This is a genomic window from Candidatus Cryosericum odellii (assembly GCF_003570935.1).
In the GTDB taxonomy this organism is placed as follows: Bacteria; Caldisericota; Caldisericia; order Cryosericales; family Cryosericaceae; genus Cryosericum; species Cryosericum odellii.
The window spans coordinates 1-10,186 of record NZ_QXIU01000116.1; the positions used below are offsets into that span (position 1 = coordinate 1).

Here is a 10,186-nt window from a genome sequence, read left to right on the forward strand (position 1 = left end):
ACCTTCGGGGATGTCGGCGTCCGCGTTGGTTTCTGGGATTTCCGGGATGACGTCTGCCGCTGCAAACGACGTATGGCGACGTTTGTTCGCATCGAAAGGACTGATGCGGACCAGGCGATGTACCCCTTTTTCGTGCATCAGAAGACCATAGGCGTAGGGTCCCCTGATGACGAGCGTGCAACCCTTGATGCCTGCTTCCTCTCCCTGCATGTAGTCCGTCACGAGCACCTCAAACCCCTGTCGCTCGGCATAACGGGTATACATACGCATAAGCATTTCGGTCCAATCCTGCGCATCCGTGCCACCCGCTCCGCTCGAGAGTGACAAGATAGCATTGGACGCATCATAGGGACCGCTAAAGTAGGCCGTTGTCTCAAGAATCTGCAGGTCATGCTCGAGCTGTTCAATGCTGCCAACAGCTTCCCGCTCCAGTTCGGGGTCCGGCATCCCGACAAGGAGTTCAATGGCAGTTCGAGCATTGTCCAGCTCAGACACTGCTTTCTGCTGGGAAGCAACGTCTGCCTCGATGCGTGCGATACTACCCATGATCTCTGCTGCGCTCGTCTGGTCATTCCAGAAGCCGGCAGCACTTGTCCTGGCTCGCAGCTCTTCCAGCCGCGCTTGCTGGCTCGTCAGCCAGCCAGGCTGATAAAGTCCGGATACGCGTGACTCACACTCTGAAACACGCCTGCGCAGTGGTTCAAGATCGATCATGTTTCTTCTCTGGTTTTGGGGGTTGCAGCTCGAACGTGAACAACGCTCTTGTCACATCGTGCTTTATCTGGTCCATCAGCTCATTGAAGAGATCATACCCTTCCTTTTGATAGGCAATGACTGGGTCCTGCTGGCCATAAGCACGCAGGCCGATGCCGTCCTTGAGGTCGTCCATCTGAAGAAGATGATCCCTCCATGCACTGTCGATGGTGTGTAAGAAAAAGTAGTGCTCGATCTGGTGCATGACGTTCTCTCCGTACCTGTTGTACTTCTCGCGGTAAATGGCCTCCGCACGGTCCTGAATCGTGGTGGTGAGAGCCTGTTCAGCGTCACGGTGTTCAACAAGGTCGGTCAACTCTTCGAGTGTCATGGCCACGGGCCTGCCAAAGGCATCCAGAACTAAGTCATTGTAGACTTTGCCAAGATCAGACTCATCGGCTCGTTGTGCTTGGACGACTTGCTGCGCTGTCGTTTGCGCCTGTTCGTTGATGAACTCGTGTACCTCGTCTGTAAGGTCGACCCCCGCAAGAACCTTGTCACGTTCCGCGTAGATGACCTCACGCTGCTTGTTGAGCACGTTGTCGTAGTCAAGGAGGCTCTTGCGCGCATCGAAGTTGTAGGATTCAACCTTCTTCTGGGACATCTCGATTGTTTTTGAGAGGAGGGGATGATTCACGGGCATCGACTCCTCGACCTTCATCATTTCGAAGATACGTTGAATACGATCGCCACCGAAGATGCGCAGGATGTCGTCTTCTGCCGAGAGGAAGAACTTGGACTCACCAGGATCCCCTTGCCGGCCAGACCGTCCCCGAAGCTGGTTGTCGATGCGGCGCGACTCATGACGCTCGGTGCCAAGGATAAACAGGCCTCCAACGCTGACGACATCGTCATGTTCCTTTGGCCACGACTCACTGTACTCTGCAAAGAGCTTGGCGTACTGTTCCGCGTACTGTTCCGCGTACTGTTCCGGCTGTTTCTTGGGGTCAGCTTTGGTACGAACAATAGCAGCGGCGTGAGCAAGAGCAGTGGGATTGCCGCCGAGCAGAATATCGACACCTCTGCCCGCCATGTTGGTGGCAATAGTGACCGAGCCTTTGCGACCCGCCTGGGCGATGATCTCAGCTTCCTTTTCGTGATACTTGGCATTGAGAACCTGATGCTTGATGCCGAGCTTCTTCAGCTCATGGCTCAATGCTTCCGATTTCTCGACAGAACGCGTACCCACAAGGACGGGTTGTCCTTTCTCATGCCGCGCCTGGATCTCGCGGAGGATCGCGTCCAGTTTGCCGCGCTCGGAGCGGTAGACTTCATCGTCCGCATCCTGGCGCCCCACTGGACGGTGTGTGGGTATCTCGAGGACATCAAGTCCGTAGATTTCCTTGAACTCGTCTGCTTCTGTGAGCGCCGTTCCTGTCATCCCGGACAGCTTGTGATACATCTTGAAAAAGTTCTGGATCGTGATTGTTGCCAGCGTCTGGCTCTCCTCGCGGACCTTGAGCCCTTCCTTTGCCTCGATGGCCTGGTGCAACCCTTCAGAGTAGCGACGTCCATACATGAGTCGACCTGTGAACTCATCGACAATGATGACTTCCGTGTCCTTGATGATGTACTCGCTGTCCTTCCTGAAGAAGACCTGTGCTCTGATGGCGTTGCGAAGAATCTTGCCATAGGTGGCCTGCTCCTTCAGCAACTTGTCTTCGGGAATCTTGGCAGCACGAGCAAAACGGGCCAGCAGATCCTCGGCCGGATCGATTGTCTTGTGCTTCTCGTCGTAGACGTAGTCGGAGCCGGCTGGTGTCTCATTGTCACCAGCGGCCATCTCGGAGCGAACCGTTCCCTTCAGCCGCTTGACGAATGTAGCAGCCTCGTAGTATGGCATGTCCGAGTCACCACCGGGGCCCGCGATGATAAGAGCTGTCCGAGCCTCATCGATGAAGATGTTGTCGACCTCGTCGACGATGGCAAAGTCGAGAGCTCCCTTTTGGAACATGCCGTCTTCTGAACCGGCCATGTGATCTCGGAGGTAGTCGAAGCCGAACTCGTTATTTGTGCCATAGGTGATGTCGGCTGCGTATGCAGCAGCACGCTCTTCCGGAGAGCTGTCGTTCTGAAGGAGGCCGACCGACATGCCAAGGAACTCATAGACAGGCCCCATCCAGGCCCGATCACGCTTGGCCAGGTAATCGTTGACGGTAACAAGGTGCCCTCGATGACCCATAACGGCGTTGAGGTACAGGGGACAGGTGGCCACGAGCGTCTTCCCTTCGCCGGTCTTCATCTCCGCGATATTGCCAAAGTAGAGCGCGATACCTCCAAGGAGCTGTTCGGGGAAGGGCTCCAGCCCTATAAGACGGCGGGCCGTTTCTCTTACCAGCGCGAAGGTTTCAGGCAACAGCTCGGTCTCGGTGGCGCCTGCCGCAGCCCGCTTTCTGAGCTCGGCTCCATAAGTCTTCAAACCCTCATCGTCGAGCACGACCAACGCCGGCTGGAGTTCAAGGATTTGTGGAACTATGGCTTGGTATGTTTTGAGTTTGCGAGCAGCTGGGGAAAACGAACTGAACAGTCCCATCAGAGAGGTACCTCCACGGAATGAACTACTGGACTTTGCGACACAGACACCGGGCTGGTTTGCTGGATTGTCATGGGATTCAGCCCTTCTGCGCAAGCAGCAACACAAGACAGCTTTGGCGTTGCTTATTAGACCGCAACGCCAAAGCTGAAACGATAGTCGCTAGTATCGTCGCAACAATCGGGGGCGTCGTCTGGTCAGTCGATTTCAATCAGACCGTAGCCCCCATTGGTACGTTTGTACAAGACACAGACCTTGTTGGACAAGCCATCCCGATAGACGAAGAACTGGTGCCCCAGCATCTCGATCTGGAGGATCGCCTCTTCTTCAGACATCGGAAGCACCTCAAATTCCTTGCGTTTGACGATGCCCTCAGGAGATTCCTCAACATCCCCTACCGGTACTTCAGACTGGAACAGTCCCTTGAGCTCGGCAACCGCCTTGAAGTCCCTCCGGAAGACCCGGGTGTGGAACTTGCGGATCTGCACATCGAGCTTGTCGCATGCAGCGTCAATAGAACCCTCCATGTCCGGTCCCTGTCCTGAAGCCTTGATGATGCGGCCAGAAACCTCAAGCGTGAGTTCGCATGTATATTTACCTCGCAAGAGGTTTAGGTTGGCACCGAGTGTGAGTTCCTTGCGAAAGAACTTGTCAAACCGACTTACCTTTTCGTTGAGATAGGCAAGAATGCGCGGAGGGATCTCAAGCGTCTTGGATTTATGTTCTATCTTCATGTGTGCCTCCCGTTGCATCAGATTAGGCTCTTGCCTTCATAAGCCTGACCGTATTGTAGCCCGACTACGAGCGAGGGTCAAGTACAGACATTGATGTGGACATGCTTGCAGGATAACGTTCATGGCGGCACAGACAGTAGCTCCTGTTGTGAGGACGTCGTCGACGATGACGACCGTCCTGCCGCATAACTGGTCGACTGCTGTGGGTGAGAGTTCGAATACGCTATCGAGATTCTTCAGGCGTTCAATATCCGACAACTGTGTCTGCAGGGGCGTGCGATGGGTCTTCAACAAAAGGCCACTGCCAGAGTCGCCGTTGAAACCCTTGGAGAGCATGTTGACTGCAATGTGGGGAAAGTGACGATATTCTGTCTCACCCCGAGCGCCGAACCGCGGAATGGGGACAAAAACCGGTCGATCTCCGAGTGGAAGACTTTTTGCGAGGCTTGCCAACATGCCGGAAAGCTGTCCGGCCAACTGATACTCACCTTGTACCTTCATCTGCAATATGGCCTGTCGCAATGTTCCTTCATACCAGTACGCCGAGAAACCCGATACATGGCCGGCAGCGAGATGGCTGTCACTCCACCCTGGGTCGCATGGTCGGAATGAAGAAGCGCACCCGGGACAGATAGGAAGGTCCGATTCCTCGCCACAGAGAAAACAGGCTTTGTCGGCGAGGACCTGACGAAGAACTGACAGAACATTCACGGGTTCCGGCGCTCCAGAACGGTCTTCAACCGGGCGATGCGGTCCGTTCTGGTCTGGCCGATTCGCTCAATGGACTCTTCGATCACCGGTGAAATGCTTTTGGTGCGAACGGCCTGAGCAGCCTGTTGCGGCGAGTTTCCTGGCAGGAAGGCATCGAAGCCACAATAGTCGGCCAACTGGGAGATCTTTGGGTCGTACGCGAGCGCTACCAGGGGAGACCGCGCAGCGACCGCCGCGGTAGCCATATGGTATCGGCCCGCAACCGTCAAACTGGCAGAACTGCAGAGATCCAGCAGGGCCAATGGCTGAGGCGAGATAATGAGTTGTGACGGCGTGAGCAGGCGGTTCTGGACCGCTCGTGTGAATGCCAGATCTGTCGATGGAAAGAGTACGACCAGGTCCAGCTGGGCAGATGATTGGGACCCCAGGCAGTCGAGAAACGAAGCTGTTTCCTCGGGTGTCCACCCGAACCGTTCGTTGACACAGGCAACAATCCGGGACGCACGATGAGTCACCACGAGAGCTGCACCACGTAGCGCGACGAGATAGGCAAGCCCAACATCGGACGACACGCAGATATCCTGCGTTCGAATCCCGCTAGCGAGCAGGGAGTCTCGCGAAGCATCGTCACGCACATCTATCAGGGACATACGGCCAAACACGGTCCTCATAAGACGCCGGATCCATGGCCGCCTGACGGGACCAATACCCTGTGCGTAGGAGAGGATCCCCTTCTTGTTTAGCGCGGCCAGCAGGGGAATTCCCAGATAGTACAGACTACTTCGCCAGCTGGTAACGTCCTGGATCAGCCCTCCTCCACCCAGCATCACATAGTCGCACGTCCTGAGGGCTGCTCTCATCGCTGCCAGGTTATGTCGGTCGACGAGCGTGTGTCGCGGGCAGACGGGGCTCGTATACTGGCCCGGTTCATTGACTACGAACACTGCCTCGCACTCGATACTCGTCAATTCATCCTGTACAGCCGACAGAATGAGCTCGTCGCCAAAATTACCAAAACCATAGTAGCCCAGGACAAGGATTCGGGTCATCTAGCTCCTGGACGCTGTCCGACGATGCGCAAGCACGCGGAACATGAAGTAGAAGATACTCCCTACGCGCCGTACGCGGCTTGGTTGGACGACCAGTCTATACAACCACTCCGTGCCGGTCTTCTGAACGAATCGCGGCGCTCGGCGGACAAGTCCGCTCCAGACATCGAATGTGCCGCCTACGCCGATTGCGATAGGGATACCCATGTCGCGGTGGTGCCAGATCCACTTTTCCTGGGCTCCTCCACCCATGCCGACCAGGAGAATGTCGGCGTGTGCTGCCCGGATTTCCTGGATCATGTGCACTTCTTCTGCTGCGTCAAAATAGCCGGAATGGAAACCGACGACATGAAGACCCGGATAATGGGTCATGATGTTGGAGGCGGCCCGCTCGACGATATCCGGCTTTGCACCGAGGAAGTACACGCGGTAGCCCTTATGCTCGGCGAGCGCCAGCAGAGAACCCGAGAACTCGATGCCGGGTATGCGGTTCTCGATGCGCGGGCCCAGCATACGTGTTCCCCATACGATGCCGACGCCATCAGCAACGACCAGATCCGCTTGCTGGACAATCTCGAGAAATTCGGCGTCCCTGAACGCACGAGCTGCCATCTCGCCATTCAGCGTGACGATGAGATGGGGCACTCCGCTTCTCACGAAACCGTCGGCTATCTCGAGAAGCTCATCAATATCCCTGTTGCTGATAGAAATGCCAAAGAAGTCGACGTTGTCGACATGTTCCCGAGGTGACCGCAGCACAATACCCACGAACCGCGGAAGTGAAAGGATGCGAGGCAGTCGCTTGGGATCAAGCACGAACCGGTACAACCACTCAAGACCGAGTCTCTGGACACGGGCAGGTGCACGTTTGAACTCGCCCGACAAGACGTTGTAGCTTCCTCCCACACCCATGGCAAACGGGACATCCATCGCGAAAAGGTTGCCGGCAAGGAATTTTTCCTGCTTGGGACTGCCCATGCCGACAAACATGATGTCTGCCCTGGCAGCGACGATCTCCGCAACCAAGCCGGGTTCGTCCTCAGCAGTGAAGTATCCGTCGTGTGAACCCGCTACGACGAGGCCGGGATACCTCTCCTTCACGATTGTCACAACTCCGGATAGAATTTCCGGACGCGATCCAAGAAGAAAAAGACGCCATCCACGGGTATCTGCCAGCTCAAGCAGCCGCAAGAACAGTTCGACCCCTGTCACCCGGGACTTGATGTGCGCGTGATAAAACACTCGGGAAGCCCAGATGATTCCAATGCCATCGCAGAAATTCAGGTCGCTGTTGCGCAGGATCTTCTCGAGAGCCTTGTCCTGTTTGGCCTTGATGACCTTCTCAGGGTTGATGGCCACCCCCATGTGTGGGGTGCGAGATGCGACGAAACTCTCAACGACCGCGAGAGTTTCGTCCATGTCCAGGTTGTCAACCGGAATACCGGCGACGTGGACTCGTTCACCCATGGTCTGGTCGACGCGTCTGCGTTCTACAGACGAACGTACCAGAGTTGCTGGAGGACGTCGGCGTCATGTTCGAACACGCCCCTGAAGTCGCACAGAGTCACGCGGCCAGCCGCTGCCACAACGAGTTTCTTGACGCGCTCATAGTCCACGTTGCCCTGCCGGATGGGCAGGACGACTGCGTCTGCCCACAAACAGCCCGCATCGATGTCGATCTCGCGTCCGAATTCTCTGGGCGCCTCAGCGACGCTATCGAGAACATGTACTTCGGCTCCCGCCTTCGCAAGTGCCCTCGCAAGGTCGACGGCCGGACTCACCGTGACGTCGTCCGAGTAGTCCTTCATCGCGATGCCGACAAATAGCACATGCTTGCCATCGAGTCCGCCCATCCTCCTGGACATGCGCTCGGCAATGTAATCAGGTTGAGCGGCGTTCGCCTGACGCGCGGAGGCGAAGGTGGGCAGCAAGTCATTGCATTCGTTCTGGCTTGAGAGCGAACCGAACAGATAGGGTGAGGCGTACGGGATGCAGTGCCCCCCGACGCCGATACCAGGCATGAGAATTTTGACTCTCGAGTGCGTGTTGCAGGCTTCGATCAATTCCCACGTGGGTATGTCGAAGTGATTCGCGAAACGTGCCAGCTGGTCGGCGATCGCGATGTTGACGTCCCGCTGAGCATTCTCGAACATCTTCGCCGCCTCAACAAGTTCGATGGAGGACGCTTTGAAGACGGGCTCGCGGTTGACCGCTCCAAGCACCTGGGTCGCGCGGTCGAGACTCCTCCCGTTGATGCCCCCGACGACCAGTGGCATGTTGCGGAACTCGTCATATGCGTGTCCTTCAGCTATCCGCTCCGACGAATACGCGAGGTCAAAGTCGGTACCTGCTACGAGTCCGCTTGCACGCTCCAGCGTCGACAGAACGAGGCCACGAGTCGTGCCGACAGGTACTGTGGACCGACAGATGACGAGATCCCCTTTCTTGAGCAGCTTGCCGAGCTCCGCACAGGCACTCGTGAGCATGCTCATGTCCAGAGCCCATGCATGGTCGATAGGGATGCCAACCGTAATAATGAAGGTCGCCACGTCCTTTGGGAGTTCGTCGAACCTGCTGGTGACGTTCAGGCTGCCGTTTGCAAGACACGTTCGGAGGACGTCATTGACTGGTACGCCGTCGAAGTCCTCGCGCATACCGAGCGAAGACGACTTGATCGACTCGATGCGACGTGGATCGATATCGACCCCGGAGACCTGGAATCCATCGAGCGCATAGGTGAGCGCAAGAGGCAGGCCGACATAGCCAAGACCGACAATTGCAAGCTTTCTTTCCATCTTTTCCTCCATATTCAGGACTGGTGGGGTATCAACGTGTCAAGCACGCGGTCGAATTCGGCAATCCGGAACGACCAGTCAAAACGTCGGGATGACTGCACGCGGTAACGGCGCAACTCGAGTGAATCTGCATCGATCGTGTTTTGCACTGCCGAAATAAACTCCTGCGGAGTGGATGCAAGTCGCACGAGGTCGTTGCCGAATGCCCCAAGGGCGTGGATTGTCGACGAGACCACAGGCAGTCCAGCTGCAACGTATTCATAGAACTTCAGTGGGTCGACGCCCAAAGTCAGCAGCGATTCACGGAAGGGGATGAGCGCGACGTCGTAGTGGGGGGCTTCCTGCGCGATCGCAGCTTGGGAAAACGTTCCCTTGAAGACGATGTTAGTATGGATAGCCAGTTCACTACGAACGAGCGGTAAGGCCTCGCCGAAGCAGTCGATCACGCAGTCTGGATACGCAGCAGCAACGGCGCCAAGCGCTTGCACATCGAACCATTCGCGCATTGCTCCGACATACAGGAATTTGTGTTGCCTCGGCAGGGTGGTCAATGTGTCGAGCCACGCCATGGCGGGCGCAGCAAACAGTTCGTGGTCCACGCCATTCTGGATCAGACTCAGCTTGTCTTCGTGCGACAGGAACTTGGTGGCAATGGTTTCATTGGTTGCAATCACAGCAGACGCAATGTCGGCAGTCCGGGCCTCGAGGCGGTCGACAGTAGCCTTGTCGAGGAGCCCAGGATATGCGCTGTGGTCGTCGACGCAATCGTACACGACCGGAGCGCCAAGCAATCGAAGAGTTTTCGGGACAAACGGCAAATACGTCAGGACGATGCCGGGTTCGGCCGTCCAGTCGCCAGCAAGACTCTGCAAGTAGCGGTAGTAGGTGAGTGAGTCGTGGTCTGCCATACGTTCATACTTCTTGAAGAACGGAAGCCACGGCGTGGGCGACGCGGTCCACATGTGTTCTCCCTGCTCGTGCGTACCAGACCGCCAGGCATTCAACTTCCACAACTGCTTCGGACGGGCTAATGCCAACCAGGTTACTGGAGCCTCGACGTAGAGAACGTCATAGCCTCGTTCAACCAGCCTTCGAGCAAAGCGCTGTTTTCGGCTGGGGAACGAGCGATAGTTGTTGGTGCTGAGGACAAGTGCCTTCACTCGTCTCCCTCGGGAATGGCGCCGAGGGCGAAAAGACTCCACATCAGAAGTGCTATTGCCCACGAGTCGAGAAGGTTATCCGTAAAGAGGTTGGCAAGAAGTGCAAGTAATCCAATTGAGACAAAGAGCCAGAGTCTGTCTTTCGTTTTGAGGAAATGGCCGAAAACTTCAGCGAACCCGCTGGTCAGCCACGCCACAAACGTGAAAAAGCCAAGAATCCCGGTTTCGGTGAGAACACGGATCCAGACAGAATCCATTGAAATGCCGGTGAAGAATCCATATTTCTGGCCGGCAGAACCGCCAAAAGTACCCAGGCCACTACCAAACAGTGGATGCTCCTGGAGGTTAAGAAAGGCTTCCTTCCAGCGGAAGAGGCGCCCCAGGGTATTGCTCTTGGTGATGTACGCGGAGCTGAGCAGAGTTGTCATGCGAAGGCGGAATGTGGGCACAA

Annotated in this window: 9 protein-coding genes; all 9 read right to left on the minus strand. The window is 56.3% G+C overall.

The features are described 5' to 3' along the window. The coding region (locus SMC5_RS04840; RefSeq protein WP_119119832.1) for a PCRF domain-containing protein at nucleotides 1–714 on the minus strand (714 nt) is incomplete at its 3' end. Next, entirely contained in the window at nucleotides 701–3,286 is a 2,586-nt protein-coding gene (gene secA, locus SMC5_RS04845) for a preprotein translocase subunit SecA (protein WP_119119824.1), read from the minus strand. The genes SMC5_RS04840 and secA, both read right to left, overlap by 14 nt. A gap of 197 nt (nucleotides 3,287–3,483) precedes the next feature. Beyond that, complete coding sequence (gene hpf / locus SMC5_RS04850) at nucleotides 3,484–4,020, minus strand: ribosome hibernation-promoting factor, HPF/YfiA family (protein WP_165846199.1); 537 nt, start codon at nucleotides 4,018–4,020, stop codon at nucleotides 3,484–3,486. A gap of 36 nt (nucleotides 4,021–4,056) precedes the next feature. Continuing rightward, complete coding sequence (locus SMC5_RS04855) at nucleotides 4,057–4,521, minus strand: ComF family protein (protein ID WP_165848979.1); 465 nt, start codon at nucleotides 4,519–4,521, stop codon at nucleotides 4,057–4,059. Nucleotides 4,522–4,727: 206 nt separating this feature from the next. Then, nucleotides 4,728–5,780: a polysaccharide pyruvyl transferase family protein gene (locus tag SMC5_RS04860; protein ID WP_119119827.1), complete on the minus strand. Its 1,053-nt coding sequence runs from the start codon at nucleotides 5,778–5,780 to the stop codon at nucleotides 4,728–4,730. Next, nucleotides 5,781–7,247 carry a WecB/TagA/CpsF family glycosyltransferase gene (locus tag SMC5_RS04865; RefSeq protein ID WP_119119828.1) on the minus strand — a complete coding sequence of 489 codons (1,467 nt, stop codon included), beginning with the start codon at nucleotides 7,245–7,247 and terminating at the stop codon, nucleotides 5,781–5,783. 23 nt (nucleotides 7,248–7,270) lie between these two features. Next, nucleotides 7,271–8,575 carry a nucleotide sugar dehydrogenase gene (locus tag SMC5_RS04870; RefSeq protein ID WP_165848980.1) on the minus strand — a complete coding sequence of 435 codons (1,305 nt, stop codon included), beginning with the start codon at nucleotides 8,573–8,575 and terminating at the stop codon, nucleotides 7,271–7,273. Between the two features lie 14 nt (nucleotides 8,576–8,589). Further along, nucleotides 8,590–9,735, minus strand: coding sequence for a glycosyltransferase (locus tag SMC5_RS04875; protein ID WP_119119830.1), 1,146 nt, complete (start codon nucleotides 9,733–9,735; stop codon nucleotides 8,590–8,592). Then, a partial coding sequence (locus SMC5_RS10695) for an O-antigen ligase family protein (RefSeq protein ID WP_207799076.1) occupies nucleotides 9,732–10,186 on the minus strand: 455 nt, incomplete at its 5' end. The genes SMC5_RS10695 and SMC5_RS04875, both read right to left, overlap by 4 nt.